43 protein-coding genes are annotated in these 24,830 nt (G+C 71.8%); 39 read left to right on the top strand and 4 right to left on the bottom strand.

Features of this window, described 5'->3' with window-relative positions; genetic code table 11:
* The first annotated feature begins 44 nt into the window (after positions 1 to 44).
* From ACFPQ9_RS25885 to ACFPQ9_RS26010, 26 genes are all read left to right on the top strand, one after another.
* On the top strand, positions 45 to 584 hold the full coding sequence (locus ACFPQ9_RS25885; RefSeq protein WP_380857791.1) for a hypothetical protein: 540 nt from the start codon (positions 45 to 47) through the stop codon (positions 582 to 584).
* Positions 581 to 1,456, top strand: coding sequence for a hypothetical protein (locus ACFPQ9_RS25890; RefSeq protein ID WP_380857794.1), 876 nt, complete (start codon positions 581 to 583; stop codon positions 1,454 to 1,456). The genes ACFPQ9_RS25885 and ACFPQ9_RS25890 overlap by 4 nt, the downstream gene beginning before the upstream one ends.
* Positions 1,453 to 1,728, top strand: coding sequence for a hypothetical protein (locus ACFPQ9_RS25895; RefSeq protein WP_380857797.1), 276 nt, complete (start codon positions 1,453 to 1,455; stop codon positions 1,726 to 1,728). The genes ACFPQ9_RS25890 and ACFPQ9_RS25895 overlap by 4 nt, the downstream gene beginning before the upstream one ends.
* 2 nt (positions 1,729 to 1,730) lie before the next feature.
* Positions 1,731 to 2,339, top strand: a complete 609-nt coding sequence (locus ACFPQ9_RS25900; RefSeq protein WP_380857800.1) for a hypothetical protein — start codon at positions 1,731 to 1,733, stop codon at positions 2,337 to 2,339.
* The gene (locus ACFPQ9_RS25905; RefSeq protein ID WP_380857803.1) at positions 2,339 to 3,121 is read left to right on the top strand and encodes a hypothetical protein; all 783 of its coding nucleotides are present in this window, start codon (positions 2,339 to 2,341) and stop codon (positions 3,119 to 3,121) included. The genes ACFPQ9_RS25900 and ACFPQ9_RS25905 overlap by 1 nt, the downstream gene beginning before the upstream one ends.
* Before the next feature lie 103 nt (positions 3,122 to 3,224).
* The gene (locus ACFPQ9_RS25910) at positions 3,225 to 3,602 is read left to right on the top strand and encodes a VVA0879 family protein (RefSeq protein WP_380857806.1); all 378 of its coding nucleotides are present in this window, start codon (positions 3,225 to 3,227) and stop codon (positions 3,600 to 3,602) included.
* Positions 3,599 to 4,132: a hypothetical protein gene (locus ACFPQ9_RS25915; RefSeq protein ID WP_380857809.1), complete on the top strand. Its 534-nt coding sequence runs from the start codon at positions 3,599 to 3,601 to the stop codon at positions 4,130 to 4,132. The genes ACFPQ9_RS25910 and ACFPQ9_RS25915 overlap by 4 nt, the downstream gene beginning before the upstream one ends.
* Positions 4,129 to 4,956 (top strand): hypothetical protein, encoded by an 828-nt coding sequence (locus ACFPQ9_RS25920; protein ID WP_380857812.1) that lies wholly within the window; start codon positions 4,129 to 4,131, stop codon positions 4,954 to 4,956. Before ACFPQ9_RS25915 ends, ACFPQ9_RS25920 begins: the two co-directional genes overlap by 4 nt.
* Positions 4,953 to 5,180 carry a hypothetical protein gene (locus tag ACFPQ9_RS25925; RefSeq protein WP_380857815.1) on the top strand — a complete coding sequence of 76 codons (228 nt, stop codon included), beginning with the start codon at positions 4,953 to 4,955 and terminating at the stop codon, positions 5,178 to 5,180. The genes ACFPQ9_RS25920 and ACFPQ9_RS25925 overlap by 4 nt, the downstream gene beginning before the upstream one ends.
* Positions 5,177 to 5,794 (top strand): hypothetical protein, encoded by a 618-nt coding sequence (locus ACFPQ9_RS25930; RefSeq protein WP_380857818.1) that lies wholly within the window; start codon positions 5,177 to 5,179, stop codon positions 5,792 to 5,794. The genes ACFPQ9_RS25925 and ACFPQ9_RS25930 overlap by 4 nt, the downstream gene beginning before the upstream one ends.
* 120 nt (positions 5,795 to 5,914) lie before the next feature.
* Positions 5,915 to 6,301, top strand: a complete 387-nt coding sequence (locus tag ACFPQ9_RS25935) for a hypothetical protein (protein WP_380857821.1) — start codon at positions 5,915 to 5,917, stop codon at positions 6,299 to 6,301.
* A gap of 90 nt (positions 6,302 to 6,391) precedes the next feature.
* A complete protein-coding gene (locus ACFPQ9_RS25940) occupies positions 6,392 to 8,221 on the top strand; it encodes a hypothetical protein (protein WP_380857824.1) in 1,830 nt (609 codons plus the stop codon).
* Between the two features lie 3 nt (positions 8,222 to 8,224).
* A complete protein-coding gene (locus ACFPQ9_RS25945; RefSeq protein ID WP_380857827.1) occupies positions 8,225 to 8,584 on the top strand; it encodes a hypothetical protein in 360 nt (119 codons plus the stop codon).
* Positions 8,581 to 9,606, top strand: coding sequence for a DNA-methyltransferase (locus tag ACFPQ9_RS25950; RefSeq protein ID WP_380857830.1), 1,026 nt, complete (start codon positions 8,581 to 8,583; stop codon positions 9,604 to 9,606). Before ACFPQ9_RS25945 ends, ACFPQ9_RS25950 begins: the two co-directional genes overlap by 4 nt.
* The gene (locus ACFPQ9_RS25955) at positions 9,603 to 9,851 is read left to right on the top strand and encodes a hypothetical protein (RefSeq protein WP_380857833.1); all 249 of its coding nucleotides are present in this window, start codon (positions 9,603 to 9,605) and stop codon (positions 9,849 to 9,851) included. The genes ACFPQ9_RS25950 and ACFPQ9_RS25955 overlap by 4 nt, the downstream gene beginning before the upstream one ends.
* Before the next feature lie 76 nt (positions 9,852 to 9,927).
* Entirely contained in the window at positions 9,928 to 11,016 is a 1,089-nt protein-coding gene (locus ACFPQ9_RS25960; RefSeq protein WP_380857836.1) for a hypothetical protein, read from the top strand.
* Positions 11,013 to 11,189 carry a hypothetical protein gene (locus tag ACFPQ9_RS25965; protein WP_380857838.1) on the top strand — a complete coding sequence of 59 codons (177 nt, stop codon included), beginning with the start codon at positions 11,013 to 11,015 and terminating at the stop codon, positions 11,187 to 11,189. The genes ACFPQ9_RS25960 and ACFPQ9_RS25965 overlap by 4 nt, the downstream gene beginning before the upstream one ends.
* Positions 11,186 to 11,452 carry a hypothetical protein gene (locus ACFPQ9_RS25970; protein ID WP_380857841.1) on the top strand — a complete coding sequence of 89 codons (267 nt, stop codon included), beginning with the start codon at positions 11,186 to 11,188 and terminating at the stop codon, positions 11,450 to 11,452. The genes ACFPQ9_RS25965 and ACFPQ9_RS25970 overlap by 4 nt, the downstream gene beginning before the upstream one ends.
* Positions 11,449 to 11,748, top strand: a complete 300-nt coding sequence (locus ACFPQ9_RS25975) for a hypothetical protein (RefSeq protein ID WP_380857844.1) — start codon at positions 11,449 to 11,451, stop codon at positions 11,746 to 11,748. The genes ACFPQ9_RS25970 and ACFPQ9_RS25975 overlap by 4 nt, the downstream gene beginning before the upstream one ends.
* Complete coding sequence (locus tag ACFPQ9_RS25980) at positions 11,745 to 12,098, top strand: hypothetical protein (protein WP_380857847.1); 354 nt, start codon at positions 11,745 to 11,747, stop codon at positions 12,096 to 12,098. The genes ACFPQ9_RS25975 and ACFPQ9_RS25980 overlap by 4 nt, the downstream gene beginning before the upstream one ends.
* Positions 12,095 to 12,544: a hypothetical protein gene (locus ACFPQ9_RS25985; RefSeq protein WP_380857850.1), complete on the top strand. Its 450-nt coding sequence runs from the start codon at positions 12,095 to 12,097 to the stop codon at positions 12,542 to 12,544. Before ACFPQ9_RS25980 ends, ACFPQ9_RS25985 begins: the two co-directional genes overlap by 4 nt.
* Positions 12,541 to 13,104 (top strand): hypothetical protein, encoded by a 564-nt coding sequence (locus ACFPQ9_RS25990; RefSeq protein WP_380857853.1) that lies wholly within the window; start codon positions 12,541 to 12,543, stop codon positions 13,102 to 13,104. The genes ACFPQ9_RS25985 and ACFPQ9_RS25990 overlap by 4 nt, the downstream gene beginning before the upstream one ends.
* 3 nt (positions 13,105 to 13,107) lie before the next feature.
* Positions 13,108 to 13,962: a hypothetical protein gene (locus tag ACFPQ9_RS25995; RefSeq protein ID WP_380857856.1), complete on the top strand. Its 855-nt coding sequence runs from the start codon at positions 13,108 to 13,110 to the stop codon at positions 13,960 to 13,962.
* A gap of 1 nt (position 13,963) precedes the next feature.
* Positions 13,964 to 14,611, top strand: coding sequence for a hypothetical protein (locus ACFPQ9_RS26000; RefSeq protein ID WP_380857859.1), 648 nt, complete (start codon positions 13,964 to 13,966; stop codon positions 14,609 to 14,611).
* Positions 14,612 to 14,669: 58 nt separating this feature from the next.
* Positions 14,670 to 14,894, top strand: a complete 225-nt coding sequence (locus ACFPQ9_RS26005; protein WP_380857862.1) for a hypothetical protein — start codon at positions 14,670 to 14,672, stop codon at positions 14,892 to 14,894.
* A 67-nt stretch (positions 14,895 to 14,961) separates the two neighbouring features.
* On the top strand, positions 14,962 to 15,648 hold the full coding sequence (locus ACFPQ9_RS26010; protein WP_380857865.1) for a hypothetical protein: 687 nt from the start codon (positions 14,962 to 14,964) through the stop codon (positions 15,646 to 15,648).
* A 62-nt stretch (positions 15,649 to 15,710) separates the two neighbouring features.
* Here the strand turns inward: ACFPQ9_RS26010 and ACFPQ9_RS26015 are convergent, their stop codons facing one another.
* Positions 15,711 to 16,145: a DUF6221 family protein gene (locus ACFPQ9_RS26015; RefSeq protein ID WP_380857868.1), complete on the bottom strand. Its 435-nt coding sequence runs from the start codon at positions 16,143 to 16,145 to the stop codon at positions 15,711 to 15,713.
* Between the two features lie 5 nt (positions 16,146 to 16,150).
* Positions 16,151 to 16,420 (bottom strand): hypothetical protein, encoded by a 270-nt coding sequence (locus ACFPQ9_RS26020; RefSeq protein WP_380857871.1) that lies wholly within the window; start codon positions 16,418 to 16,420, stop codon positions 16,151 to 16,153.
* A gap of 148 nt (positions 16,421 to 16,568) precedes the next feature.
* Between ACFPQ9_RS26020 and ACFPQ9_RS26025 the strand changes: the two genes are divergently transcribed.
* From ACFPQ9_RS26025 to ACFPQ9_RS26080, 12 genes are all read left to right on the top strand, one after another.
* A complete protein-coding gene (locus ACFPQ9_RS26025; RefSeq protein WP_380857874.1) occupies positions 16,569 to 16,877 on the top strand; it encodes a hypothetical protein in 309 nt (102 codons plus the stop codon).
* On the top strand, positions 16,874 to 17,131 hold the full coding sequence (locus ACFPQ9_RS26030) for a hypothetical protein (protein ID WP_380857877.1): 258 nt from the start codon (positions 16,874 to 16,876) through the stop codon (positions 17,129 to 17,131). The genes ACFPQ9_RS26025 and ACFPQ9_RS26030 overlap by 4 nt, the downstream gene beginning before the upstream one ends.
* Positions 17,131 to 17,322 (top strand): hypothetical protein, encoded by a 192-nt coding sequence (locus ACFPQ9_RS26035; protein ID WP_380857880.1) that lies wholly within the window; start codon positions 17,131 to 17,133, stop codon positions 17,320 to 17,322. Before ACFPQ9_RS26030 ends, ACFPQ9_RS26035 begins: the two co-directional genes overlap by 1 nt.
* A 70-nt stretch (positions 17,323 to 17,392) precedes the next feature.
* A complete protein-coding gene (locus ACFPQ9_RS26040) occupies positions 17,393 to 18,967 on the top strand; it encodes a hypothetical protein (protein ID WP_380857883.1) in 1,575 nt (524 codons plus the stop codon).
* 1 nt (position 18,968) lies between these two features.
* Positions 18,969 to 19,682, top strand: coding sequence for a nuclease-related domain-containing protein (locus ACFPQ9_RS26045; protein ID WP_380857886.1), 714 nt, complete (start codon positions 18,969 to 18,971; stop codon positions 19,680 to 19,682).
* Positions 19,679 to 19,819: a hypothetical protein gene (locus ACFPQ9_RS26050; RefSeq protein ID WP_380857889.1), complete on the top strand. Its 141-nt coding sequence runs from the start codon at positions 19,679 to 19,681 to the stop codon at positions 19,817 to 19,819. The genes ACFPQ9_RS26045 and ACFPQ9_RS26050 overlap by 4 nt, the downstream gene beginning before the upstream one ends.
* Positions 19,820 to 19,839: 20 nt before the next feature.
* A complete protein-coding gene (locus ACFPQ9_RS26055) occupies positions 19,840 to 20,709 on the top strand; it encodes a hypothetical protein (RefSeq protein ID WP_380857892.1) in 870 nt (289 codons plus the stop codon).
* 1 nt (position 20,710) lies between these two features.
* The gene (locus tag ACFPQ9_RS26060; protein WP_380857895.1) at positions 20,711 to 21,106 is read left to right on the top strand and encodes a hypothetical protein; all 396 of its coding nucleotides are present in this window, start codon (positions 20,711 to 20,713) and stop codon (positions 21,104 to 21,106) included.
* Positions 21,106 to 21,780 (top strand): hypothetical protein, encoded by a 675-nt coding sequence (locus tag ACFPQ9_RS26065; protein ID WP_380857898.1) that lies wholly within the window; start codon positions 21,106 to 21,108, stop codon positions 21,778 to 21,780. Before ACFPQ9_RS26060 ends, ACFPQ9_RS26065 begins: the two co-directional genes overlap by 1 nt.
* Positions 21,781 to 21,878: 98 nt before the next feature.
* Positions 21,879 to 22,127, top strand: coding sequence for a hypothetical protein (locus ACFPQ9_RS26070; protein ID WP_380857901.1), 249 nt, complete (start codon positions 21,879 to 21,881; stop codon positions 22,125 to 22,127).
* Positions 22,128 to 22,226: 99 nt separating this feature from the next.
* The gene (locus tag ACFPQ9_RS26075; RefSeq protein WP_380857903.1) at positions 22,227 to 22,400 is read left to right on the top strand and encodes a hypothetical protein; all 174 of its coding nucleotides are present in this window, start codon (positions 22,227 to 22,229) and stop codon (positions 22,398 to 22,400) included.
* Between the two features lie 212 nt (positions 22,401 to 22,612).
* Entirely contained in the window at positions 22,613 to 23,344 is a 732-nt protein-coding gene (locus ACFPQ9_RS26080; protein WP_380857905.1) for a DNA-methyltransferase, read from the top strand.
* A gap of 158 nt (positions 23,345 to 23,502) precedes the next feature.
* On the opposite strand, the gene ACFPQ9_RS26085 is transcribed toward ACFPQ9_RS26080, so the two are convergent.
* Positions 23,503 to 24,120, bottom strand: a complete 618-nt coding sequence (locus tag ACFPQ9_RS26085) for a hypothetical protein (protein ID WP_380857907.1) — start codon at positions 24,118 to 24,120, stop codon at positions 23,503 to 23,505.
* 10 nt (positions 24,121 to 24,130) lie between these two features.
* Positions 24,131 to 24,364 (bottom strand): hypothetical protein, encoded by a 234-nt coding sequence (locus ACFPQ9_RS26090; RefSeq protein WP_380857910.1) that lies wholly within the window; start codon positions 24,362 to 24,364, stop codon positions 24,131 to 24,133.
* 102 nt (positions 24,365 to 24,466) lie between these two features.
* Here ACFPQ9_RS26090 and ACFPQ9_RS26095 point away from each other — a divergent pair, with 102 nt between their 5' ends.
* Entirely contained in the window at positions 24,467 to 24,682 is a 216-nt protein-coding gene (locus ACFPQ9_RS26095) for a MerR family transcriptional regulator (RefSeq protein ID WP_359407316.1), read from the top strand.
* Positions 24,683 to 24,830 lie beyond the last annotated feature (148 nt).

Genomic DNA, 24,830 nt, shown 5'->3' on the forward strand with positions numbered 1-24,830 from the left:
GCTCGAGACGTCGCCTCACATCACCACTCTGAAATGAGGCTCACGTGGAGCAGAGTACTCAGCCCACGGCACCGACCGCACCTCCCAAGGACACCTCCCAGGACGCCATCCGCGCCTCCTACCAGCGGGCCCGCACCCTCGCCGACCGGCTCATCGGTCTGGGCCAGGTCATCCCGACCGCGGTCGAGATCTACCGCTACCTCGGCGCCGACGACTTCAGCGTCCGCCTGCACTTCGGCACCGGCCTGGACTCCGGCCGCGGCCTTCTCGCCCTGGCTGCCCGCATCGACGCCGAGCCCGCTCGGGACGACCAGCGCGGCGACGTCGTCTGGGTCGAGACCGAGGGCACCGTCGACGGCGTCCAGGTCATCGCCCGGGCGCTGCTGAACACCGCAGACGCCGACCTGCTCCTGCCTCGCTCCGACACGCCCCCCGCGGCGGAGGCCGCCGAGACGGCGGTCGAGGTGACGCAGCCCATCCCCGCCGTCAGCACCAACCCCGGCGGCGTGCCCGCCATCACCCCGGTCGCGCCGTTGTCCGCCGTGCACACCCCGGCCTCGCCCGCGCAGGGGGTCAGCGAATGAGCCAGGACCTGCGGCCCAAGCTGCACTCCGCGGTCACACTCGCGGCCACCCTCCTCAGCCTGCCGCTCAGCAACGCGCAGTGCGACGCCCTGGCCCTCGAGCTGACCGGCCCCGTCCGCGCACTGCTCGCCGAGGCCCTGGCCGTGCAGGCCGCCGACGTCCCGGTTCGCTGCGCCGTCATCGGCCCGGGCATCGACGAGCAGACCGGAGTCGAGACCACGCAGTACGCCGGCTGCCTGTCCCGGATCTGTGTGGACGTCGACCACGACTCGCCCGCCGCGACCCTCGCCGCCGACCTGCGCCGGCACCACGACGTCGTCATCACCGACGTGCCCACGCCGACCTACCTGGGCCTGACCGTCCGGCCCCGCACCGTGCATGCCTGGCAGTACTGGCTGAAGCAGTTCGGGATCGCCGACGACGTGGTGACCCTGGAGGGCAGCGACGCCCACGGTGTAGGGGAGAAGGACGGCGTGGCCGTGCGCCTCTGCGGCGAGGGCATGGCGGTCTTACTGTCCCCGGACACGCATACGCGCCCGGGCCTGGACGTCGACCTCGACTCCCCCGCGGGCACCGTCGCCGGCAAAGCACGCCGCCAGATCGACGTGACAGCAATCGAGATCCGTGACGCGCACACCGTGACGCTCACGGTGGCTGCGACGTCGATGCTCGAGTGGCAGTGGTGGCTGACCCAGCTCGCCGCCGAGGCCAGCCCGGTCACCTTCGAGGGAACGACCGCGTTGGTCACCGGCAGCAAGGACGGCGCCACCGTGCACCTGCGCGGCGAGGAATGCCGCCAGTTCTATACGGCCGACCGGGCGGCTGCCCGGCTGATGGGCCTGCTCGCCGAGACCAGCCCGGCGGGATCGTGAACGGCACCGCATCCGCGGCCGAGTGGCTGGCCTGCGGCGGGATCGGGATCGGCTTCGGCGCCCTCGTCCTGGGCCTGATGAAGGTCGCGCTCGACTCCGAGGAGGTCACCCTCCCGGACCCGGAGCGCTTGCCCGCCGTGCCCAAGCCGCCCGCGCTGCCTACCCGTGCTCCGCAGACCCGGCGCCGGCACGCAGCACCTCCCGCCCTCGCCGAGACCCAGCCGCTCCGTACCCAGACCTACCAGCCACGCCACGCCAAAGAGGCCGCCTGACCATGGACTTGATCGAGGAAACGTACTTCGGGTGGGACTCAGTCACCCACACTGTCGACTGCCCCAACCCCACCTGGGACGACGTCCAGACCCGCTACGACCAGGGCGCCCGTCACGACGCCTCCGGCGCCGACCCGCACACCTGCAGCAACAGCCTGTGCTCGCATGCCACCACCTTCGGCCGCGTCCAACTGCGGCTGCTCTGCCGGGACTGCGACACCGTCCGCATCATCAGCGGCGAGGGCCTGGCCGAGACCTACACCACCACCGACGCCACAGGGTGGGGCCAGCCCCCGCGCCAGGTCGGCGAGGTGTGGCTGTGGCCCGGCCGTCCCGCCATCCCGGGCGGCGAGCCACAGCAGTACCTCGTCACCCGCCAGCCCGCAGCCATCACCCAGGCCACCCTGTACGGGCTCATCACCGCCTACCGGGACGCCGAGGGCACCGCGCGCTGGATCGCTGGTGCCGTACGCGACGACCAGGGCGCCCACTACGTGAGCAGCCTGCGCTGGCGGCACCGCTCGGCCGGCCTCACCGACCTCGACGCGGCCGCCGAGTGGATCGCAACCGTTGAGACCGCACCGCAGCGTCCGCTGGAGGTGGCCGTCTAATGACGAACACCGAACCGGAGCGGTACCGCGACGACGTCCGTACCCCGCTCCTGGCGGCTGGCTGGGTGGAGACCGCTGCAGGCTCCTTGGTCGCCGACAACGGTGCCTTCTGGGCGGAGACCAACGACAGCCTCGACTCCGGTGTCGATAGCCCGGACAAGGCGTGGTCGGTGCTGTTCGGCAGCGACGTACCGGCACCGGTCATCGTCGCGGTGGCCACCGTCGCCGCAAAGGGCGGCGAGGACGGGGTGCTGCAGAGATTGTGCAGCGAGATCGACGGCGCCCACCTCGCGCGGTGGGAGGAAGAACAGGATCACCAGCGCACCCGCCTTGCGTGGAAGTCGGCTGCCCGTCGTGCCCAGCGCCGCCAGCCGCACGAGCGCGAGGGCCTGATCTTCCACCTCGAGCGGGAGAACTCACGGCTGCACGCCTTCATCCGCCTCGCGAACGACGCCGCGCGGGCGAGCTCCACGGCCTGGGAGGAATCCAGCGCCGACGCCTTCCGCCTCCGGGAGGAAGTCGGCCGCCTGCACTCGCAGCGCGCGCAGCTGCGGGCCCGCATGGAGGCGGACATCCGCAAGGCGCGATTCACGGACGCCGACCTCGACGTCGACGCGGCCAGCCCGGAGGAACTGCGCGCCCACGTACGTGAGTTGCGGACCCAGCTGGAGGAGACCACCGGGCACCGGACGTACTGGCACCACGAAGTGCAGTGCGCCGACGCACGACTCCGCGAGCTCGAGGCCCAGGTCCGCCAGGCCACCGCGGGCGGTGACCGCTGATGACCATTGGCCACCTGATGGTGCTCGCCGCCTTCACAGCCATGGTCGCCCTGCTGGCCTGGGCCGCCATGGTCCCGGACAGCACGGTCGAGGGCGGCGACGTATGAGTACCGAGCCGCGTGTCCTCACGCAGGAAGAGCTGTGGGCCGAGGCCCGCGAGCGCTTCGGTCAGAGCTCTGTGGACTGGGCGTTCCAGTGCCCGTCGTGCGGAGACACCGCCACGGGCATGGAGATCTCCAAGGCCTTGGCCCTGCACCCGCGTAAGGCCGAGCACGCCGATCGCGCCGTGCGCTATGAGGAGGTCCTCGGCCAGGAGTGCATCGGCCGCATCCTCGGTAAGCAGGCCGACCGCGGCTGCCAGTACGCCGCGTTCGGTCTGATCCACGGCCCGTGGCAGGTCGCTCTGCCATACCGGCACAAGCCGATGTTCTGCTTCCCCCTCGCCCCGGCCCCGGCCGGAGAGGCGGAGGCAGCACGGTGACCAGCCGCCTGCACACCATCACCAAGGCCCTGCGTCAGCCGCAGGTTCGTCCGCTCCTGGCCTACGAGTTGGGCGGCTCGATCGTGCAGCTGCTCGAGCCCGGCACCACGGACCCGACCTGGACGGCAACGCCTGCCCTGCTCGCCGAGTCGATCGACGCGGCCCTCACTCGCGTGGAGAAGGACACCCGACGCAGCCGCCAGCTGCGGGCGGGCGGCGCCACTGCACGCGCGGAGATCCTGGGCGTCCTCGAGGACGCCGGCTACAACATGGCGGCCGCCGCCGAGCTCCTCGGCCGCGCCTTCCGCGAACCCCACGCCCAGCCCGTCGGTCAGGTCCCCGAGACCCTGGCCGGCGGCCACGCCCTGATCGTCGAGGCCGGCGCCTACGAGACCCATGGCTCCTGCCAGTGCGGACGCCGCCTCGGCCGCATCGCACTTGGCACCCGCCTCGACGCGCTCACCGTCCCGTGGGAGCGCCACACCTTCACGGAACTCCCCACCCTGGCCCGCCCGAACGGAGCGTCATGACCGAGACCACCGCGAGCCCGACCCCGCAGGAGATCGAGGCCGCCGCGCGCCTGCTGATGCGGGCGTGGGCCCCCGGCTACCTGCTGCCCGGCGACCACCCCAAGGAGATCGTGGCCGGGAGCGCTGACGACTACGACGAGCAGGACCCGGACGAGTACTGCGGCTGCGCGGGCACCGACGACGACGGCGAGTCCCTCGGCTGCAACTGCTCCGGTGGCTGCGTATGCGACGAGTGCAGCTACCAGGCGTACGCGCAGTACAAGCGGTGCTGGGTGAAGGGCTGCGGCAAGGCGCCCGCGTTCCGCGTCGTCCGCTTCTGCCTGGTCGAGCAGCGCGTCCAGGAGTCCACCAGGCGGGGCGCGGTCTGCCCGCACGCCGAGGGCGAGGAGCACTGGTGCACGGCCGACACCGTGTTCGTCGACGCCGGGCCGAGCGTGCAGGACTTCGCCCACCAGCCCGCGTGCAGCATCGCCCACGCCATCGAACTCCGCGAGGGCATGAGGCACACCATGCCCAGGGCGGGCGCGCAGTTCCGCATCGAGACGTGGACGTACTCGCCGCACGACCGTGAACTCCCCGCTCCGCTGCCCGCGCTGCGCCAACAGACCGTCAGCGCCCGCGACTCGACCACCTGGGCGATCCGGAAGTACGCGGCCGGCCTCCACGACCGCTACTGGCTCGGTTCCGCACGTATGCACCTCGCGGTTGCCGTGTGGAACGCCCGCCTTGAGCTCGAGCAGCCCGGCGATGACTCGGACGTCTGGGACGACCAGCCGAGCACGCCGGTGCAGGAGGAGCCCAGCGAGCCGGACCAGCACGAGTGAGCGCCAAGCCGCCGCCGTGCACCGGGCTCACCCCGCCGCACTCGCTCACCTACAGCCGCTTCTACGTCAACGGCTGGTGGTGCTACCAGCACAGCCCTCGCAAGGTCCGCGGCCTGCCCGACCTGGAACCCGGCCCGGGCTGGCCCATCCACCGCAAGCCCGAAGCCGAAACGTCCGAGCCCGCTGCCCCACCAGCGCCCAGCACCGACAAGGACTCGACATGAGCGCACCGGCCAAGCCCCGGATCCCGAACCCCGGCGACCTCGCCCGACACCACGGCGTCCCCGCCCCCGTCGCCACGGCGGCACCAGCCCCGCAGGTGGACGAGCCCGCCCCGACCCCGGCCCCCGTAGGGGAGACGCCGGCGGAAGCGGCCGCGCCTGACCCGGGCGAGCGGCCGACGCCGCCCCGCCCGATGTACGTACCGCGTCCGCTCACGGCCGAGGAAGCGATCGCCCCGGCCGTGCTCGCCGACACCGAGTACTTCCGCCGCGTCTTCCGCTGGTGCCTCATCCACAGCGGGCTGCCGCCGCACGCACGCCTGGTGGCGTACGACCTGCTGCACCGCGCCAACCACCGCAGCGGCCGGCTCGGTTCCGCGCACCAGCCCGACATCGAGCAACTCGCCCTGGCCACCGGTCTGGCCGAGCTGCAGGTAGGCGTCGCGCTGCAGGTCCTGCACGGCCGCGGCTGGATCGCCTACCGACCCGACACCGGCACCGGCACGCGCCGCCTGTTCGACCTCGTCATCCCCGCCCTGGCCCTCGAGCAGGCACGCGCCCGCCGCTATCTGCACCAACGCGAGCACGACCAGGCGCAGGACCAGCCCACCAACTAGGCCAGCGGCCGCGCCCCCGGGCGTCCCCCACGCCCGCGGCCGCCACCCGGGCCCCGCTCGCCAACCCCTCAGCGAGCGGGGCCCACCCCCGACCACCCGGCCCACCCACCAGAGGACCTCATGGAAATCCGGCGCACCACACCCAGCAAGCTCTTCATCGTCACCGGCGCTGGAGCAGGGCTCGACTTCAGCTCCGAGTGCAGTCACGGCGACCCAATTCTCTCCCTGCACTTGTTCAGCCGTGGCGAAGACGTGGTTGACGACATCGCGGTGCTGATGCCGGCGTGTCTCGCGTCCGAGGTGTTCGGCATGTCCCTTGCCTACGTCGAGGCCGTCCACGGCGCCGAGGCCAGCGGCAAGTTCCTCGACGCCATGCTCGCCCGCAAGGACAACGGGGTCACTTCGCTGCGCGAGCGACGCGCCTCCTACGAAGCCAGCCACCCCGTCTGCTGTACGGCCGCCGCCTTCACACGCGGCGTCGACCACACCTGCGGCCGTACGTCATGACCCGCCTCCTCGGCCTCCTCGGCACGGTCCTCACCGTCACCGCCCTGATCACCGCCTGCACCACCCGCTGACTCGAAGGAATCCCCTCGTATGTCCGCCGCGCTCGCAGCCACCCCGGCTGCACCGCCCCAGCAGCCGCAGCCCGCGGCCGCTGGGACGCGCCCGCGCGCCGCCGGCGGACTCACCGTTCTCGTACCCCTGCGCCTGGTCGTAGGCCCTCAGTACGCCGATGCGGCCCTGAGCGTCTACGTCAAGATCGCAGCACTGTCGATGCGGCCCGAGGGCTGCCGCGCCAAGGTCAGCACGCTGGCCGGCTACCTCGGCATGTCCAAGTCCGCGGTCGAGCGCAGCCTCAAGCTGCTCACCCGGCCCGACCCCGTCGACGGCCTCGTCGAAATCCCCACCGTCCGCAAGACCGCGCCCGATGGAAAGGGCGAGTCCGCGCACCGCACCACCCGCCCGCTCGACGAGGTCGAGCTGTGGGTGCGGATCCCGGTCCGCGCGGCGGAGGCCCTCACGCCCCGGCTGCTGCGCCTGTACGCACTCCTCGCCTACTCCGACGCCCGCCGTATCCCTGTGACCGCGGCCGAGCTCGGCGAGATGCTCTACCACCACACCGGTCAGCGGGCTGGCGAGCACCTCGGCGAGCGCCAGGCGCGCCGCCTGGTGGACGAGCTTGAGGGCACGGGCTGGCTGACGGTGCACCGCCGTGAGGGCGGCCGCGGCCGTCACGCCTACGAGACCCGCCGCCAGCCGCTGCACGCCGTGCCCGCCGCGGCGCCCGCGCCGAAGGCAGCGGCCCTCGAGGACCAGGCGCCCGAGCAGCTGCCCTTGTGGGAGGCCGGGTCACCGGTCATTCATGACGGATCGGGTCCGGGCGATCATGACGGATCCCTCGCGTCTAAGGAAGATCACCTAACTGACCGACCGGAAACGCCGAAGCCAGTGGGGGTTTCCCGCCGTAGGCGAGGTGACCGTAAGGCGGTCCCGGCTCCTGTGGACAACGCGACAAGCGGCGTGCCGGACACGTTCGGCCCGGGCACGTCTCGCGCTCCGCGCGGGAACCGCCCCACCCCCGCCACCACGCCTACGCCGTACGGCGGACCGGAGCTGCGCTGGACGCGCCGCATCCACGAGAGCCTCGCTCCCGTCCGTCACCTCCTCGGCGACGTCACGCCCTTCATGCTTCGACGAGTGGCCCGCGAGATCGGCCGCCAGCTCGACGACGTCACCCGCAACCTGGTCACCCCCGAGCGGATGTCCGCCCGGATCGCCACCCGCTACCGCGACGCGGCCCGCATCGAGGACGTCGGCGCGTGGCTCCTGGCCGTGGCGATCGTCCCCAAGGGGTGCGGGCTGCCGCTGTGCGAGGACGGCCGTACCTGGCCGACGGGCGAGCGGTGCGAGGCGTGCGCCCTCAACCGGCAGATCAGCCGCGAGCAGTGGCGCCGGGCCCGGGCGTGGGACGAACAGCTGGCCGCCGTACGGGCCGAGGGCGCGCAGCCGAAGGCCACATACCGGCAGCGCAGCGCGGCGTCCGACGCCGAGGTCCTGGCGATGGCGGCCGAGCACGGGCCCGCGGCCGCGCTGCACCGGTACGGCGTCCTGCGCACCGGCCAGCTGCTGCGCGCCACCTACGGCGAACTCCCCCCGCCGGTCGCTCCGGTCGCTGCACCGGCGCCCCCAACCCCGGCCCCATCACCCGTCATCGAGGAGGCGCCCATGCCCCACGAGTACATGCCCGACGCCTTCCGGGACGCCGTCGGCAGGACCGGCCCGACCGGAGCTCTCTCCATCCCCTGCCCTGCCGACGGATGCGTCGCCAGAGAGGGCCAGCCCTGCACCACCAGCAAGGGCCGGCGCCGAGCCCCGCACGAAGACCGGACCGCGGCCGCAGCCGCGCGCGCAGAGAGGACCTGACCCATGCCAACCATCCCGCACCCCACCCAGGGCGTCACCCGCTGCACCCGCTGCGGCGCCAACATCCGCTGGGCCACCGGCCCCGACCGCGGCCAGCGCACCCCGCTCAACGCCCTGCCCAGCCCGGCCGGCGGGCTCGCCGCCCGGACCACCGGGCTCGGCGGCCTCGTCGTACGCCGCCTCACCGCCGAAGAGCCCGACGCCGTCGAGGCCCTCCTCGAATGGAAGGCCGTCGCGCACTGGGACTCCTGCATCAACAACAGCCAGCAGCCGCAGGCCCCACCACGGGCACGGCCTGCCCGGCGCAGACCCACCGTCCAGCCCCCGCTGTGGGGCCAGCAGCAGAGGAGGTCCGGACGATGAGCATGCCCACCGAGTACTACAGCGACGACCAGGTGACGCTCCTCCTGGGCGACGCCTTGGAAACCATGAGCACCTTGTCGACCGCGTCCGTCGACTGCATCGTCACCTCGCCGCCGTACTACGGGCTGCGGGACTACGGCGCGGAAGGGCAATACGGCCTCGAGGCCTCACCCGCCGAGTACGTCGAGATGATGCGCGCCCTGTTCGCGGAGGGGCGGCGCGTGCTCGCCGATGACGGGACGCTGTGGCTGAACCTCGGCGACAGCTATGCGGCCGCCGGCGGGCACACCGACCCCGGCAGCACGAGCCAGTTGCAGGGCCGCCGCGTGCAGCTCATGCAGAACATGCCGTCGAAGCCCGCCGACCGGCCCAAGAAGAACCTCCTCGGCATCCCGTGGCGGGTGGCATTCGCGCTCCAAGACGACGGATGGATACTCCGTAACGAGATCATCTGGCACAAACCCAACGCCATGCCCGAGTCCGTGCGCGACCGGCTGTCGAGCCGGCACGAGCACCTGTTCCTGTTCTCGAAGGCCCCGCAGTACTGGTTCGACCTTGACTCAGTCCGAGAACCTCACGAGTCCGCACGAGCGCGACGCTACGCCGGCACCAAGCCGGGCGGCACCAGCCGCGTAGGAAAGGCACAGGGTTTCGGGGTCGGCGACCGCATCGGCGGCCCAATCAGGGGCGACCATGCGGGCGCCTCGCACCCCAAGGGCCGAAACCCCGGCGACGTCTGGCACATCAACACCGGGAAATTCCCGGCCGCCCACTTCGCCACGTTCCCCATGGACTTGCCGCTGCGCTGCATCAAGGCCGGCTGCCGCCCGGCCGGGACTGTCCTCGATCCGTTCTCCGGCTCCGGCACGACCGGCGCCGCAGCCCGACAGCTCGGCCGCCGCTACCTCGGCATCGACCTCAACCCCGCTTACCACGACCTCGCGAAGGAGCGGTTCGCCCAAGGCGTCCTCGACTTCGACGTACTTGAGCGCGACACCGTACCGACCGGAGTCGAGTCATGAGCGCCCTGGCCGAGGACCACGCGGCCGGCTCGGCCTGGCGTACACCGGAGCCACGGCCGGCGCCGGAGTTCCCTCCGCGCTACCGGCCTTGCACCCCGGCTGAGCAGGCCGAGCACATGGCTGCCCTGACTGAGGGCATCTCCGGCTACATCGTCGGCCGCATCGTCAACGGCGACGACGAGCGGGCCATGCCTCCGGACCCGGATACCGCTCCGCGGTCCAAGCGCGGCACGTACTTCCGATGACCAGCAGCACGGCCCGGCGCGCTGGTCTCGCGCCGGGCCGGCACCCCGATCACACCACACGACCAGGAGCCAGACCATGACCCCGCCCATCGACCGCATTCCGGTCGCCCGCTCCGTCCGGTACATCGTCCGCGGCGCGCCCGAAGTGCCAGACGAGTACAACGAGACCCGCACGATCGACCCGACCGAGATCACGCTCACCTACCGGTCCGCGACGGACAGCCAGCTCGGCCGCATCCACGTCTACGTCAAGGGCTGGTGGATGCACGAGGGTGCTCGAGTCCACGCCGAGGCTGTCGGCCGGCACTTCACTGGCGACCCCGCCGCCTGGCCGGAGTGGCTGGCGAACGAGGCGCGGCTCCACGACCCGGAGCGCATCCCTCAGCGCGCCGTGACCCGCGCCCTGATCCTCCGCGAGGCGGCCGACTTCGTGGGCAACGACGACACCTGTGACTGCGGGGGCTGTGACAGCTGCGTCCCGAACAAGCTCGCAGCCGAGCTGCGCCGCAAGGCCGACGAGGCGCAGCTCGTCGAGGCCAGCCGTCCCCTGACCCTCGCCACGCCCTGCGCCAACCCTGATTGCCAGCACCCGTACAACTGGCACAAGGCCGGGGTCTGTCAGGCCGACGGATGCGGCTGCATCGCCTTCGCCGTGGATGCGCTGGCCCATAAGGCGCAGCAGTACTGCGCGCACTGCGGCGCCACCATCCTCCGCGTGACCGGCACCCTCGCCGAGTGGTGGGTGCACGACCCTGGCGGCCTCGCGGCCTGTCACCCGCAGGAGGCAGCGAGCAGCCACCGCGCCGCACCCCAGCCCGCCGCCGAGGCGCAGCAGGACGAGCCCGACGACCGCGAGCAGGATGACCTCGACGAGACCCGCCGCCGCGAGCGCGGGATGGCCCAAGACATCGTGACCGCCCTGGGCCGCAAGGCCGCCGCGCTCCAGCCCGACACCGAGACGCCGACGGCCTACGGCGACGGCAGGGGCCGCGTCTTCTGCGTCGCCTGCCCCCGCCCCGCGACCCCGGTCTCACTCACGGCGAACGACGTCGACCACTGGGAGTTGTGCCCGAGCTGCGGGCGGCACGTGGTCGACGTAGCGCGAGCGCACCAGCCCGCTGCAGTCCCGAGTCGTGCGGCCGACGACGAGAGGGCCGAGGCATGACAGACGCTCCCACCTACCGCGTCAGCCGCTACACGCACAGCCGCATCCACCCGTGGCAATGGCGTTGCCTGCACGGCGCCTGCCTGGCAGGCGGCACCTCCCGCTCGGAAGCCGAAGCGACTACGGAGGCCGCCGAGCACGCCCGGACGCACGACGAGGAGCCCCGCCAGTGATCGCCGAGGCCATCGACACCGCCCTCACCGTGGGCTACGCCCTTGCCGGCTGGGTCATCTTCTTCGTCACCGTCGCCGCGATCCTCGCCCTGGCTGCGATCGCGACCGGCGCGTGGGGCATGCGCGCCCTGTGGCGGCGAACGGCGGGGCCGTCCTGGGCTCGCGGGCGCATTCGAGCCCGCATCCACGCTGCCCGCCGCCGGAGGCGGGCACGGCCCGCGTGGTCGACCAGCCAGCCCCCCGATTACGGGGAGGCCGCTTGATCGCCACCGCCTTCGGCGCTGCCTGTCCCCTCCTCTACTTGCTCGCGATCGCCGCTATCCCCTACCTGATCCGCCGCGACCACCGGAGAAACGCCATGGCCACCACACCGTGCTCCTCATGCCGACAGCCCAAGGGACCCGGCAAGTACCTGTGCTGGACCTGCTGGGCCAGCCTCTCCGGCCTCGCACGCCGGGCCCTGTCCCGCCGCGACAGCAAGGCCATGGACCGACTGCAGGAGCTGTACCGCCAGCTCGCCGCAGGCGTGCCCCTCGCTGAGATCCAGGTGACGCCGTGACGACGCACCGCCGCTACCAGTACGCCGCCACGGCTGGCGCCGTCCTCCTCGCTGCGGCCTGCACCAGCGCACTCATCCACCGCGCGTACGTGGCTGCAGCCCTGTTCGGCTTCGGCGTCCTGGTCCTCACCGAGGCCGCACTACGCGAGCACCGCCGGCTGCGGCGCCGGCGCCTCGAGGACAACTGGGCCCGCCGCCGCGCGCTCGGCGAGAACCCGCCAGCGCTCACCCCGTGCTGCCTCCTCAACGCCCACGCCGTCGACGACATCCACGACCGGCACTGCACGTCGGACCACACCCTGTCCCGGTTCCTCGACCGCATCGAGCAGCAGCACCGGGAGGAAACGTGAGCGAGCTCGTCGTCTACCGATACCTCTGCCCGCTGTGCACCGAGGGCGACATGGGCCCGTCCGTAGGCCGCTGCCTGCACTGCGGCGGAGCCGGGCTCACCAACGACGTCGCCCGCTTCCCCGCACACATGATCCGCGAGGCGCCCGTACCGCCCGGCGTCATGCGCAAGCCCTGCCCCGACTGCGCGTTCCGGCCCGGCTCGCCCGAGCTCGAGGACGGCGGCAAGTGCATCCCCGAGGACGGCCCGTTCTGGTGCCACCACGGCACCGCCCAGGCCTACGGCGGCGCCCACCAGCCGTACGGGGCCTGGCACATCGACGGCCACCCCCGGGACATCCCCCTCGGCGAGCTCCTCTGCGCCGGCTGGTGGGCCAAGGCCTGCGGCCGGCCCCTCCCGACCGAACCCTTCCGCGACATCGACACCCGTAAGGAGGACCGCCCGTGAGCAGCACCAACACACCCGGTCCGAACGAGGGCCCGCTCTCGGACATTGAGGTCCGCGTCCCGTGCCAATACTGCCCGCCGCCGGCGATGGTCCCGCGGACCCTGTTCTCCCTGCACATGGCCAGCGAGCACCCAGAGAAGATTCACCACCACGACCCCAAGCAGCAGCTCGCCGAGGCCGGGGACGCCCTGTACGCGATCGGCCGGGCGTGCCTTGTGGTCAAAGGCACGCTCGAGGCCCCGTATCCCGATGATCCTCGCTGGTCCCCGTGGACACGGTTCGTCAGCGGCCCCGCCAGGACCGCATACAACCTCGGCTTCCTCCTGCGCCGCCGCTACAGCAAGACCCCCGGCTCGCGGGCCCACTTGGGGACTACGGCGCTCACACGGCTCTACAACGCCGCCCGGACCCTGGCCGACCAGACCATCGGCCACGACCAGGCCTGCGAGTGGCACACCAACAGCCACTCCTTCTGTTCCTGCCAGACCTACAGCGCCGCCTGCGCGGGCGTCGACGCCGCCCTGGCAGCCCTCGACAACGACTCCGAGAAGGAGGGCTGATCCATGACCGACACCCGTTGGAACGGAGAGCCCTGCACAGCGCGCCGTATCACCGCGATCGTCGCGGACAACGACGCCTTCCCCTTGTACTGGGCCCGCCACCTCGTCGGCACCCGCCGCCACGTCGTCGAGGTGGTGTACGGCGACCAGACCTTCTACCTCGACGACGAGGTCGACGAGGGCTGGAACAAGGTCACCCACGGCGGATCGCCCCACTGGACCCACAACAACATCACCATCGACCTCGAGAGCATCCGCCCCCGCGAGGCCGCCGACGGCCCGCACTGCGTCTGCGGCGACCCCATCGAGCAGACCGGCGACCCCGCACGCTGGACCCACCGCCCCGCCACGGGCAAGCTCCCACTCGACGCTCACACCGTCCGTCCCGCCCTCGACCACTGCTCGCACCGCGGCCCACACCCTGGATTCACCTGCGCCGAGGTCAACCAGTCGACGCCGTACTGGAACGTGCGGTGGGATGAAGAGCAGCAGGCCCCGGCCATCGAAGAGGACGCGCAGCGCGTACGCGCGAGTATCCGACCCCGCCGGACCGCCGACCCCGACAAGCCGTGCCCACACGACGACTTCGACGCCTTCGTAGGCGTGCACCGGCTCACCGCGAGCGACACGGACCCGACCATCGTCGGCTACACCGCCGACATCAAGGTCAACTGCCGCGACTGCGGCGAACCCTTCCGCTGGATCGGCGTCCCCGCAGGCACTTCCCCCAGGCACCCGGCATGCAGCGTCGACGAAACCGAGCTCCACGCCCCGCTGCGGCCGGCCAGCGCCGACCCGGACTTCGGCCTGGGCCTGCCCGGCTTCGCAGTCACCTACCGACCCTCGAAGGAGAGCTGACGTGAGCAGCACCTACCGCATCATGTGCCTGTCCCACGACCCCGCCATCGAGGCCGGCGAGTACACCAGCCCCGAGGCGGCCGAGGCCGCCATCCGTGACGGCATCGCGCAGCACCAGCACTGCGACCTGTTGATCGGCAGGTTCTCCTACCCGCTGGTCGAGGTCGGCTGTCCCAGCCGGCTGGGCACACCGGCCCCCGGACAGGGCGGGTGCAACGGCTACCACCGCGACACCGAGTGGATCGACAGCGGATGGCTCCTGGTGCTGGCCCACGCACGCCACGCCGCCGCGCTGCCCGAAGGGATCGACCGCCACCACGACGTGTCGTGCTGGACCGATCAGCGGATCCTGCGGCTACGCGAGGAGCTCGGCCTCGAGCTGCCCTCGCGAGTGGACGAGTCCAGCACCGAACCGCTCCCGGTCGTCCACCCGGAGGAAGAACCCCAGGTCAACGATGCTCGCAGGGTGGACGAACAGCCCGACCACATCCTCAGCACCACTGCCGTGGTGCCGAGTTGGAAGCAGGAGCCGGACGGCACGTGGTCGGCGACGGTCGCCGGCGCCGTCCTCACCGTGCCGCCCATCGTCAGCCAAGCCCGCCGTGATCAACTGCTCCTCCTCGCAAGCGCCGCATGGAACCGGTCATGAGCGCCCACCTCGGCGCGCAGCCACCCGAGCCGATGCCCACCGGACGGAGACGGCAGCCATGAAGTTCTACCTGCTGCGCAAGGAACCCGTGCAAGAGATCGCGGCGCACCCCGACACCCTCGCCCTGCTGGTGGCCGCGCTCCCCAAGGCCGAACACCGCCCCGGCCACGACCGCCTGGCCCTGCTCACCGGCCTCCCCCTCGTCCCCGACCCAGACATGCCCCCCGGCTTCATCCACTGCCGGCCCTTCCCCCGCGTTGCGGCGCCCACGACGGCCGAGTAGCACCCGGCCACATCCCGCAGACCTTTTCACCCCACCCGCACCACCTTGCAGGAAGGCGGACCTCCTCATGATCTGCACCCTGTGCACCACGCACCAGCTCGACTACGGCAGCCTCTGCCACAGCTGCACCGAAGCCACCCACGCCCGCCTCCAGCGTCTGCCCCGCATGTGGGACTCCCTCGAGGCCTGGCTCGCCCCCAGCACCACCGGCCCATCCGGACCCGCCGCATACGGTGGCCGCACCCGACGCGCCGAGGCCCCGCTCCCTCTGCGCGGCGAGGTCCTCGACCTGCGGGCACCCGGCGGGATCGTCGGCGTCCTCGAGGACTGGCGCGAGGCCGTCTACGAGACCCGCGGAATGGCCCGTCCCATCCTGGCCTCCTCGCTCGCGCACCGCGTCACCATCGCGGCCGCCGACCTCGACGACCACCTCGACTGGATCTCCCGCTGGTACGCCGGCGAGGGGTTCGGGTGGGACATCCGCCGTCTGGTCGACCGTGTCCGCGCAGTCGTCCAGCCCGGCCGTGCCCTCGACGAGCCACCGGAGCCAACGTTCCTGGGGTACTGCATCGCCGTCGACGAGGGCGGCATCATCTGCGGCCACCGGCTGTGGGCCGACCTGACCCGCACGGTGCAGTGCGACTGGTGCCTGTGCCAGTACCCGCCGGAGACGTGGCTGGCCCTGCGCAAGCTGCAGCCTGGACAGGCCCAGCCAGCTGCTCTGTCGGTCCCGCATGCTGGCGCCGCGGCCTAGGCGCGGCATGCATGAGCCCCTGCCAGCGTGGGCGGCAGGGGCTCGGTGGCAGTCGAGGCCGGCTACGGCCGCCACTCCTCGCGGTAACCGGGCCGGTCCGCGTAGGGCCCCGCGAGCAAGCGCAGCGTCTTCACCGCCAGCATGACGGCGAGCGCATCAGGATCATCCTTCTCTAGCGCGTCGCGATAGCGAGCGGGATCCCGATGGCCGATCGTTGCGGTACACCACGCGATCTGCAGCCGCTTGGCTTCGATCTCGCGCAGCACCCGAGCAGGATCATGCAGGGCGACGTGCTGACCTACTCCATCGGCGTCTGCGTTTTCCGGGGTCACCACCACGACGCCGTCGTCGAGATAGTCCGCGACGGTGTACCGCTCGTAACTCGCCTGGGGCGGGCGGGCAGTCCACTCGTCCGACTGCTCGTCCCAACACGCCGCACGCGCGATCCGCTCGTCCTCGTTGAGCTGCTGTCCGAGCCACCGCACAAGGTCATCCACAGCTGTCACTCCTCGCTGCCGTCTTTCGCCGGCTTGCCCTCCAAGTCCGTTCGCCGACCAGGTCGGGTTACCCGGTCACGGAAGTACGGCAGGGCGAGGCGGTAGTCGACTGCATTCGAACTGCCGACCTTACGGACAGGCGGGAACGCAGGGTCCTCCTGCGCGATCTTCGACAGCCGCTGATGCGAGATCGTCTCGACGATCCCGTCAGAGACGAGCCTGCGTGCGAGCTCGCGAAACGACACCATGTCGGGCCCTCCTTCGGCCTCGGCCATGGGAACCATCCTGTCTGACCTTGTTGCCACGTGGCAACAAGGTCGCTACTTTGGATCCGGCAACAACGGAAAACCCCTCGGCCCATGTGGAGTTGCACCTCCGGGCCGAGGGGGGACCCGTCCCAGCGATCAAAGGAGCAGGTCCGCCATGGACCTTACCCAGCCCGACCCCGTCGACGTAGCCCTGCGGGTGCTGCTCGACCAGCCCAGCTACGCCGCCCAGATCCTGATCGTCACCGCCCGGATGCTCGAACTGGACGCCCGCCAGCCCATGAAGGCCGACAGCCGCAAGCAGGCCCTCGACATCGCGATCGACACGATCCTCAGCACGCTGCCCGACCCGGTCGCCCAGGACAGCGTCGCCCGCATGTACCGCGCGCTGCCGCCTCTTGCCCCTCAGCGCACGCGCGGCGAGTATGTCCTGCGCCTGCGCCAGGCCGCGGAGGCCCTCGGATGAGCCGGGGATTCGGCCGCGGCAAGGCCTTCGTGAACGCCCAGGTCAAGGAGATGCTCACCGGCATCGCCGAGCGCCTCGAGACCCGCCGGCCCGACGAGGTTCTCACCCCGACCGCCAGGATCGCGATCGTCCAGGCCACGACCATGGACCCGGTCCTCTCCCCGGAACTGCTCAAGCGCGTCCCCGAGGTCACCGGGCGGGTGCTGCGCAAGGACTTCGCCGTCCAGGTGCGCGAGATCGCGGAGGCCATGTGATGGCCCGCCGCATCAGCCCCCGCCAGCAGAACCGGCTCGCGTCCCAGACCGCCACGGTCCTGTCCTGCGCCCTCGACAGACGCTCGCAGGACGAGCAGCGGATCGCCGAGGGCATGGCCCGCGACCAGCTGGCCTTCACGCGCATCGCCGCCAGTGGCGACACGCCCCAGGCCGAGCCCGACGACCGCTGACCCACCCCAGACCGGCCGGCCCCGCATCCCGCCCCCGAGCGGGGCCGGCCTCTCTTCCTTGGGAGTTCCCGTGTTCCTGGACCAGCCCCTCGCATGGACGGTCGGCCACTGGCCCGTCGTCGCGGCCGCGGGCGTCCTCTTCCTCGTCCTGACCGGCCTCGCCGCGTACATCGCCCACCGCACCAGCGGCCCCGTCCTCGCCGCCGGCATCGGCGCCCTCGTCTGCACCGGCTTCTCCGCCGACACCAGCTGGCGCTTCGCCGACCACGAGCTCCACATGGACCGCACCGAGCGGCTGTGGCTGTTCGCGGCCGGTGAGATCGTCCTGATCGTCTGCGCCATCATGGCCCGCTCCAACAAGCGGGCCACCGCCACCAAGACCGAGGCCGGCACCCCGGGCGTGCCCGGCGTCATGGTCTGGTGCATCGCCGCCGTGCAGCTCGTGCCCGCTTTCGCCGAGTCCGGCCTCGTCGGTGGCCTCGTCCGGTCGACCTTCGGCCCGATCATGGCCGCCCTGCTCTGGCACCTGGCCATGGGCCTCGAGATCCGCGTCGCCAAGCCCGAGGCCTTGTCGACCGGGCTGCCCGCACAGATCGGGCACGAGCTGCGCGAGCGTCTGCTGTCCTACCTCGGCCTCGCCACCCGCAAGCGCAGCGCCGAGGAGATCACCCGCGACCGTGCCCACGCCCGCGCCGTACGCCTCGGCGCCCGCCGGTACCTCAGCCCGTGGGGCAAGGCCAGGCTCGCGGCCGCGGTCACCCGCTCCCGCGCCACCGTCGACGGCGCCCGCCGTCACCAGCTTCTGCAGGACCTCGCCGGCCGCCGCACCGCCGAAGAGCTCCGCACCATGCACGTCGACTCCCCCTGGGCCGCCGACACCGCGACCCTGCCGCACTCGGCCACCCCGCTCGGCGTGGCCGGTGCCGCGCTGCGCCGGATGCACCCCATCGATGCCATTCAGGCTGTACGGGATGCGCAACCGGACGCGACCGCGCCCGAACTCGCGTCCCTGTGCACCGAGTACGGCGTCACGGTCACCGAGGGCATGGTGCGCATCGCCCTGCACCCCAAGGCTGCGCAGCCCGATGCGCAGCCCGATAGGCAACCGCACACCGCCATCTTGCAGCCGTCCTCGCCGCCCGCACTCGGCCCGGCACCGCAGCCCGAGCCCGGGGACTTCGACAGCGCAGCCGCATCCGCAATCGCCCTCGCGCAGCCGTCGACCGCATTCGTCGGCGAGGGCTCGCCAAACGCGGCGGCACACGTCGGCCACGATGACGCACTCGTGCTGGACCTGGCTCCGATGCTGCCCGTGCAGCCGCACCTGTGCGCACCCGCGCCGGAGCCGGTTGCGCAACCGGCTGCACCGCAGGCCACCCCCCAGGCGCGCAAGCCTCGCCGCGCTCAGGCCGCCCGGCCGACGGTGCAGGAGTTGCGCCCCGCGGATGCGGATGCGCAACTCCTCAACCGCGCCCGCGAGCTGAATACGCAGTCCCTCAGCGAGAGCGGCACGAAAGCCTCGCTCCGCTTGCTGCAGAACAAGCTGCGCATCGGCCAGCGCCGCGCCCAGCGCATCCAGGCCCAGCTGCCCGACACCCTGCCCACCGCATCCCCGGATGCGCAGCCCCCGGCGAAGGAGGCCTGAGATGACCGCCGTCACCCTCGTCCTCGCAGCGGCCCTGTACCTGTACTTCACCGGCGGTCCGCGCTGGCTGCGCAGCCTCACCGCCCGCATCCGCAGCCGCATCCCGGGCAGCCGCGCTGGCGCATCCGCAGCTGCCCGCGCCCACCAGCTGCGCACCCCGCGCGTGCGCATCGCCGAAGCCCTCGGCATCCGCACGCAGGCCGGCGCCCTCGCCGCCCGCTCCAAGATCGGCGCGGAAGGGGAGCGGCGTACGGCCGCCCGCCTCGCGCCACTCGCCCTGGCCGGCTGGCGCATCTGGCACGACCGCGCCCTGCCGTACGGCCGCGCCAACGTCGACCACCTCGCCATCACCCCGCGCGGTGTGGTCCTGGTCCTGGACACCAAGGCATGGTCCGCCCGCCGGCCCGTCAGCGTCTCCGGCGGCCGTCTCTGGCACGGCAGCCGCGACGTCACCGGCCGCCTCGACGGCCTGCGTCACGAGGCGTCCGCCGTCGCCCAGGTCCTCGGCGTCCCCGTCATCCCCGTTGTCGTCATGGATGGCCCCGACGTACAAGGCGAGCCCCTCGAGCTCGACGGCATCCACATCATCCCGGCCCGCGCCGTCTGTACCCGACTGCGCGTCCTTGTCCTCGGCCGCCGCGGGCACGTCCCGATCAGCCAGCTCGACGCCCGCGTCGACCAGCTGCTCCCGCCCTACCTGAACGGACCCCGATGAACTGCAAGCTGCTGCTCGTGGCCGTCGCCCTGACAGCCGTCATGTCGCACTCTCACGTCGACTGGGTCCGCGTGACGGCCCGCGCCGCGCTGATCTCGATCCTCCTCTGGGCGCTGCTCTTCTGGGGCCAGTGGTGAGCGGGCAGGGCGCAGACGAGATGCGCATCGCCAGCCTGCTGCGCGACCGCGGCATCGGCCCCGACGCCACACCGCAGCCGCAGCCGGATGCGGTCACCGTCGCAGCCGCAGCCGCGAGTGCGCACGCCGCAGCCCAGCCGCCCGCAGCCGCGGACGACTGGTGGGATGCGCTGTACGCCGACCAGACCCCGGCGACGGACGCGCAGTCGGATGCGGATGCGGCCGAGGAGAGCGACGGCGCGCGTAGCCCGTGGATGCGCATCCCGCCCTGGTGGTCCGGCCGCCACGTCGACACCCGCCCCACAGCCGCACCCGCCGAAGAGGAGGACGCAGACGACGTCGAGGAGGACCAGGACGACGAGCCGGACGAGCTCGACCACCAGGACGACGACGCCGAGGAAACCGACGGCCTCGAGGACGATGCGCAGCCGCGCACCGCGGATACGGCTGCACGCCGCCGCCCGGCCAAGCCCCGCAGCCGTACCGGCGCCAAGCGCAGCCGTCGCAGCCCGGCCCGGCGCACTCGGCCCGCACCGCGCGCACTCGTCGACACCCCGGCCGCGCCCCGGCGCTCGCTGCTCGACGCAGCCGCAGCCGTCGAGCCGCGTATCCGCTGGCTGATCCTCCACAGCAGCGCAGCCGCAGCCGGATACGCACTCGGCTGGGTCGACTGGTCCACCCGAACCAGCGCCTGGATCGACGACCACGGCTGGCTCAACCCCTCGGCGATCTTCTGGTGCCTGCTGGCCCTCGGCTGCGAAGCCCTGCGCCACCGGGCCCGCCACGCCCGCCTGCCCATCCGCTGGGTCGCGGCCATCCCCATCGCATCCATCGTCACCGGCTTCGCCTTCTATGGCGTCGGCTGGCAGACCCTTGACCTGGGAGTTTGACGTGTTCGGAGACCTCGGCACGGTCGGCGTGGCCGCCGCCCTGACCTGCCTGATGATCTGGGGCATCCCTGGTGAGGGCAAGCTCAAGCCTTTGGGCTGGTGGACGACCGTCCTGGTCGCGATGCTCGCTGGCAGCGCCTACAAGGCGGCCGGTGGCCCGTTCGCGATCGTGCCGGACATCATCGGCACCGGAGTCGGCTTCGCGCAGGGCTTCCTCAAGGGCCTCACGATGCCCGCCATCGCCCTGTGCGTGCTGATCTTCATGCTGTTCAAGAAGCTGACCACCCGGCAGGTCGGCTACACCGCCCTCGTCTTCTTCTACGTCGCCGCAGGTGCCGGCGGCCGCTGGTCCATCATCAGCGACGCCATCGAGAACGCCCGGGCAGGCCTCCAGTGATGGCCTTCATTCCCGTACGCAGGAAGCCCGCCCCCGAGCCGGAGCCCAAGGCCGTCGACGAGGGGAGCGCCCTCGAGGACCAGGACGACGAGCAGGACGCTCTCGGCGACGAGGCGGCGCCCGCCGGCGTCTTCGGCGCCCTGGCGGCTGGTGTGCGCGGCTGGCTGACCTGGTGCAGCCTCCGGATCGGGGTCCGTGGCACGTACGGCCTGCACGTGGTCGCCGTGTGGGCCGCCGGCTACTACAGCGTGTGGGTCACGTGGGGCGTCGTCATCGGCCTGGCCGCCGCGGTGGTCACGTTCGTGCCGCGCGAGTCCCTCGACCGCCTCCTGGCCCGCCTCGAACACCCCCGCGCGAAGGCCACGGTGAAGGCCGCCGAGCAGGCCCCCGTGGACCCCCTGCCGGCCCTGGTCTGGCGGCTGATCGGAGACGCCCCCGGGGTGCACCGCAAGACCCTCACCGCGGTGCTCGCCCGGGCCGCCGAGAAGGAGGGCACCGAGCCCCCCACCGAGGCCCAAGTCGAGGCCGCCCTCACGGCCCGCAACATCCCCCTGCGCCCCTCCGTCCGGGACACCCGCGGAAAGGTCAACCGGGGGGTCCACCGGGTGGACCTCGAGGCCTGGGCCAGGACCCCTTCCCCGCCCCCTTCCGACGCCCCCGCCACCGACCCGTAGCAACCGCCGTAGCAAGCCTCTGACCAGCCACGTAGCAACCGCTCCTACGGCCGTAGCGGGCCGTAGGAGCAAACCCCGACCGCCCGTTGGAGCCCCCGATGCCGTACCTGTACCGCTGCCGCCAGTGCCGCGCCGAGTCCCCCGTCGAGCACCCCGACCGCGCCGACGCCGAGGCCGAGCAGGAGCACCATCGGGACACCATCCACGGAGGCCTCGCACCCCTCGGCGGCGACGGCGTCCACCGCGTCCACGCCCAGGCCCGAGGCGCCCGCATCCTGCCCCGGCACTCCTTCGCCGCGGCGCTCGTCATGCTCGCCCTGATCCTGGCCAACTGCTGGGGCAGATAGGCGAGCCACCCAAGCCCCGGAGCGAGCCGCTCCCAGCCGCCAAGCAGAGGCGGCCCGCTCCGGTCCTCCCATCCCAACCAAGAGACAGGAACCAGAAGCATGGCACGCAACAACAGCACCGGGCCCGAGACCCAAGCCCTGCGATCCCTCGTCAGCGAGCTGCCCGACCGCGTCGCGGACTGGACGCCCGAGCAGCGCCAGACCTTCACCGAGCAGTCGGACCGCTCGATGCACGAGCAGAACGCCACCCGACGGCCTGACGAGCTCAACTGACCATTGCCACACTGGAGACCGGCCCCGCCACGCAATCCCCCGTCGTGGCGGGGCCTCACTCGTCCCGCTCAGGCGTACTACAGACCGCTCCATATCGAATACCTGTGCGATAACGTGATCGTTGATCATCTGCCCCGGCCGGGACCGCAGAGTCGCCTTCCCACACGACTCGCTCGCCTCATGGCGCACGCGACCCGGCGAAAGGCACGCCCATGACCGCTTGGACCCTGCACACCGGCGACGCCCTCACGGTCCTACACCGCCTCGACACCCCCGTCGACGCCGTCATCTGCGACCCCCCGTACAACAGCGGCGGCCGCACCATGACCGAGCGCACCAGCCGCACCGCGCGCGAGAAGTACCTCACCGAAGGCGGCCGCAACCACGGCTTCGACCTCGGCGACTTCACTGGCGACAATCGCGACCAGCGCTCATACCTCGCATGGCTGTCACTCATCCTCGCCAACTGCTACCGCCTCACCAGACCCGGCGGAGCGGCCCTCGTCTTCACCGACTGGCGCCAGCTCCCCGTCACCACGGACGCCCTCCAGGCCGCCGGCTATACCTGGCGCGGCGTCGCCGTCTGGCACAAGACCACCGCCCGCCCGCAGCCCGGACGACTCAAGCAGGACTGCGAGTTCATCGTCTGGGGGAGCAACGGCGCCATGGTCCCCGGCAACGAACCCGTGTACCTGCCGGGCCACTTCACCGGCAGCCAGCCCCGCGGCAGCCAGCGCCGGCACATCACCCAGAAGCCCCTCGACGTCATGCAGCAACTCGTGCGCATCGTCCCCGTCGGGGGCACTGTCCTCGACCCGTTCACCGGGTCCGGCACCACCGGGGCCGCAGCGCTCCTCGAGGGACGCGCCTTCATCGGGATCGAGCAGTCTGCCCGCTACGCCGACATCGCCCGCGAGCGACTGACCGCGCACCAGGCGGCGTAACGGCGGGCCGCTGCCGCACCACGCCAGACGCACCCGGCTCCCTCAGCCGTAGTACTGGTCGGTGCACTCAGGCCCGTCGGGCTCGTCCTCGCAGCCCTGGTCCCGGTCAGGGCTGCCGCCGTACGGACGGGTGACCCACGCGCCGCGCCCGGCGGCCGTCACTGCGGACTGTCGGGCGCCTCCGCGAGGTCACCCTGCATATCAAGGGACCAGCGGACTCCGCCGTCGTCGGTGAAGTACAGCGTGGGCCGATTGTTGTGCAGCGTTGGCCCCGTCCACTGCTGGGACACGAAGCGAACGGCCCTGCGCGGCCCCAGCAGGAACACCGGCCTGGACAAACGCTCGCCAACTGCGGCCCGCAGGTTGCCCAGCTCGTACGCGGGCCATTCGTACACCTCCGATGCCAAGTGCGCGTCGCCGAAGCGGACATCGAGCTGGTGGAGTGACGCGTCACTGCCGTTCTGCACGGTAACGCCCCAGTGATCATCGGGCGTTGCCCCCTGCCCCGTGCCGTCCAGACGCGCGCCATACTTCTTCGCGTGCATCCGTACCTGCCGAGCCTGCGCCGAGCGCCGGTCCTCGGCGGCAGCCCGCAGCTCGGCACGCTCCAACTCCAGGTTCTGCCGCTGCTCATCCATGAACCGCGTCTGCTCACCGATGAATGTCCGCTGTTCACCGATCTGGTCCCGCTGGCTCTTCAGGGTCCACAAAGTCGCGCCGGCCGCGATCGCAGCGAAGGTCGAACCAACCCAGGTAGCCAGGTCCCCACCGTCCACGTGCTCCTCCTCAGCCGTAGTACTGGTCGGTGTACACCGGCCCGCCTGGCTCGTCCTCGCAGCCCTGGTCGCGGTCGGGGCTGCCGCCGTGGGTGATCACGTACACGTACCCCTGGGGGAGCTCGCAGCCCTTCTCCGTCCAGGAGTTGGCCACGGCCGTCCACACGATCAGCAGCAGTAGGACGGCGACGATCTTCTGAGTGCGGCTGGGCTTCCAGCCTCTCGCTTCACTGGTGTCTGGCATGCGCGCGATTGTGACCTGCGCACCCTATGCCCCGTGTGGGAGTGACGAGTTCGTGACACCCAACCCGCGCGCCCCGCACGCCCGTACCGCATCATGAGCCCCATGCGGTACACGTCCACACCCCCCGGCTACCTCACCACCGAACTCGCTGCCAAGGCCGCCGGCGTGAAGCCCGACACCATCCGCGACTGGAAACGCCGCGGCATCCTCCACCGCTCTGCCGGCAGCCCCCGATACCCCCTGTACACCGTCGACGCCGTCGACGCCGCCAAGGCCGCCGCCAAGCCCACACGAGCAGGTCAACGCGCCCACCGGTAAACCCTGCTTGACGTGCGACGATCCGTGCGCCACGATCACACCAAACACAACCATGTCCAAAAACGGACACCCACAACGCACCGCGAAGGCCCCGGACACGGCGAGATCCGGGGCCTTCGTCGTGCCCGCGCCCGCCGCACGGGTCGCT

The sequence above is a fragment of the Streptomyces coerulescens genome, assembly GCF_042657965.1.
GTDB classification, from domain to species: Bacteria; Actinomycetota; Actinomycetes; order Streptomycetales; family Streptomycetaceae; genus Streptomyces; species Streptomyces coerulescens.

Coding starts and splice junctions, on each gene's coding strand:
- ACFPQ9_RS26020 (WP_380857871.1), bottom strand. CDS start 16,420: ATGGCCGAGGCCGAAGGAGGGCCCGACATGGTGTCGTTTCGCGAGCTC.
- ACFPQ9_RS26070 (WP_380857901.1), top strand. CDS start 21,879: ATGCCGTACCTGTACCGCTGCCGCCAGTGCCGCGCCGAGTCCCCCGTC.
- ACFPQ9_RS26090 (WP_380857910.1), bottom strand. CDS start 24,364: ATGCCAGACACCAGTGAAGCGAGAGGCTGGAAGCCCAGCCGCACTCAG.
- ACFPQ9_RS25930 (WP_380857818.1), top strand. CDS start 5,177: ATGAGCGCACCGGCCAAGCCCCGGATCCCGAACCCCGGCGACCTCGCC.
- ACFPQ9_RS25940 (WP_380857824.1), top strand. CDS start 6,392: ATGTCCGCCGCGCTCGCAGCCACCCCGGCTGCACCGCCCCAGCAGCCG.
- ACFPQ9_RS26080 (WP_380857905.1), top strand. CDS start 22,613: ATGACCGCTTGGACCCTGCACACCGGCGACGCCCTCACGGTCCTACAC.
- ACFPQ9_RS26005 (WP_380857862.1), top strand. CDS start 14,670: ATGAAGTTCTACCTGCTGCGCAAGGAACCCGTGCAAGAGATCGCGGCG.
- ACFPQ9_RS25995 (WP_380857856.1), top strand. CDS start 13,108: ATGACCGACACCCGTTGGAACGGAGAGCCCTGCACAGCGCGCCGTATC.
- ACFPQ9_RS26065 (WP_380857898.1), top strand. CDS start 21,106: ATGGCCTTCATTCCCGTACGCAGGAAGCCCGCCCCCGAGCCGGAGCCC.
- ACFPQ9_RS26075 (WP_380857903.1), top strand. CDS start 22,227: ATGGCACGCAACAACAGCACCGGGCCCGAGACCCAAGCCCTGCGATCC.
- ACFPQ9_RS25905 (WP_380857803.1), top strand. CDS start 2,339: ATGACGAACACCGAACCGGAGCGGTACCGCGACGACGTCCGTACCCCG.
- ACFPQ9_RS26010 (WP_380857865.1), top strand. CDS start 14,962: ATGATCTGCACCCTGTGCACCACGCACCAGCTCGACTACGGCAGCCTC.
- ACFPQ9_RS25935 (WP_380857821.1), top strand. CDS start 5,915: ATGGAAATCCGGCGCACCACACCCAGCAAGCTCTTCATCGTCACCGGC.
- ACFPQ9_RS25960 (WP_380857836.1), top strand. CDS start 9,928: ATGACCCCGCCCATCGACCGCATTCCGGTCGCCCGCTCCGTCCGGTAC.
- ACFPQ9_RS26095 (WP_359407316.1), top strand. CDS start 24,467: ATGCGGTACACGTCCACACCCCCCGGCTACCTCACCACCGAACTCGCT.
- ACFPQ9_RS26050 (WP_380857889.1), top strand. CDS start 19,679: ATGAACTGCAAGCTGCTGCTCGTGGCCGTCGCCCTGACAGCCGTCATG.
- ACFPQ9_RS26035 (WP_380857880.1), top strand. CDS start 17,131: ATGGCCCGCCGCATCAGCCCCCGCCAGCAGAACCGGCTCGCGTCCCAG.
- ACFPQ9_RS25965 (WP_380857838.1), top strand. CDS start 11,013: ATGACAGACGCTCCCACCTACCGCGTCAGCCGCTACACGCACAGCCGC.
- ACFPQ9_RS26055 (WP_380857892.1), top strand. CDS start 19,840: ATGCGCATCGCCAGCCTGCTGCGCGACCGCGGCATCGGCCCCGACGCC.
- ACFPQ9_RS25950 (WP_380857830.1), top strand. CDS start 8,581: ATGAGCATGCCCACCGAGTACTACAGCGACGACCAGGTGACGCTCCTC.
- ACFPQ9_RS26025 (WP_380857874.1), top strand. CDS start 16,569: ATGGACCTTACCCAGCCCGACCCCGTCGACGTAGCCCTGCGGGTGCTG.
- ACFPQ9_RS25955 (WP_380857833.1), top strand. CDS start 9,603: ATGAGCGCCCTGGCCGAGGACCACGCGGCCGGCTCGGCCTGGCGTACA.
- ACFPQ9_RS26030 (WP_380857877.1), top strand. CDS start 16,874: ATGAGCCGGGGATTCGGCCGCGGCAAGGCCTTCGTGAACGCCCAGGTC.
- ACFPQ9_RS25920 (WP_380857812.1), top strand. CDS start 4,129: ATGACCGAGACCACCGCGAGCCCGACCCCGCAGGAGATCGAGGCCGCC.
- ACFPQ9_RS26045 (WP_380857886.1), top strand. CDS start 18,969: ATGACCGCCGTCACCCTCGTCCTCGCAGCGGCCCTGTACCTGTACTTC.
- ACFPQ9_RS25945 (WP_380857827.1), top strand. CDS start 8,225: ATGCCAACCATCCCGCACCCCACCCAGGGCGTCACCCGCTGCACCCGC.
- ACFPQ9_RS25900 (WP_380857800.1), top strand. CDS start 1,731: ATGGACTTGATCGAGGAAACGTACTTCGGGTGGGACTCAGTCACCCAC.
- ACFPQ9_RS25910 (WP_380857806.1), top strand. CDS start 3,225: ATGAGTACCGAGCCGCGTGTCCTCACGCAGGAAGAGCTGTGGGCCGAG.
- ACFPQ9_RS25890 (WP_380857794.1), top strand. CDS start 581: ATGAGCCAGGACCTGCGGCCCAAGCTGCACTCCGCGGTCACACTCGCG.